The 839-nt window shown below is 50.3% G+C and carries 1 protein-coding gene; it reads left to right on the top strand.

Annotated features, from left to right (window positions below):
• Window positions 1-637 precede the first annotated feature (637 nt).
• Window positions 638-814, top strand: coding sequence for a hypothetical protein (locus NRI27_RS17980; RefSeq protein ID WP_371391906.1), 177 nt, complete (start codon window positions 638-640; stop codon window positions 812-814).
• The last annotated feature ends 25 nt before the right edge of the window (window positions 815-839 follow it).

Raw genomic sequence — 839 nt, forward strand, 5'->3', positions numbered from 1 at the left:
CCTACGAGGATTTGATGTTAGGTGTTGATTGAATTCCAAAGAAGTGGCATTTGCTACTTCTTTTTTTGTTTCAAAGGGGAGGCGCAGGCTGGGGTGAACGGCGTGAGCCGAGAGGGTCTTAGCCCCTTTGCGTCTGATCGTTTGGCAGGAGTAAAGTACATAGACATAAAGGCACTTATAGAAGAGTGCCATACAAAGATGATGCAGATTCCCATTATTACGGTCGTTTCAAAAGGTTTTCTCCTGATAATCCCACTTAACTTAGTGATCTCGGTCGGCTATTTGGGCTTCGTCTGCGTGTAGCAGCGAATACAAAAGCAGCCTATATCGTGGAGAAAGAAGGTCGGCTCTTCTGGGAGGCGTCCAGCGATAAGCAGGCTCTGAATGCTGCACAGGGCGTCACAAAGGCCAGGAGAGCTCGTCTGACGCCTTGCAGGCCGGAGTATGAGGTACAGGTACGGGAGCTGATCCGCGGGAAGGAGCCGGGGCAGTTCGTGGTACCCGTGAAGTACAACACGCTCAAGTCACCTATTATCGGGTGGGTATGGAGGGATCCCATGCATTCCGGCACACGTATGCCAGGGAGATGCTACGGAGTGATCTGCAAGCCCGGGGCATCGAGCAGGAAGGACGGGCAATGATTCAACGGATGGTCGAAAACCGAGAAGCGGGTTATCGTAAAGACCACCTCGTAACGCGGGAGGAACGTCCGTTGTATCGAGAAGTTTCAGCAGCGATGGACCAGATTCAAAACTATCTTGGTCATGGAAGCGGTCGAATTGATTTGGCTGAGGTATATCTGAAAGGGACTTAAATTAATTTAAAAAGGCTCATTTAGT

The sequence above is a fragment of the Sporosarcina sp. OR05 genome, from assembly GCF_041414805.1.
Lineage (GTDB): Bacteria > Bacillota > Bacilli > Bacillales_A > Planococcaceae > Sporosarcina > Sporosarcina saromensis.

Bases quoted from the DNA above. Each gene is read 5' to 3' on its own strand.
- NRI27_RS17980 (WP_371391906.1), top strand. From the start codon at position 638: ATGATTCAACGGATGGTCGAAAACCGAGAAGCGGGTTATCGTAAAGAC.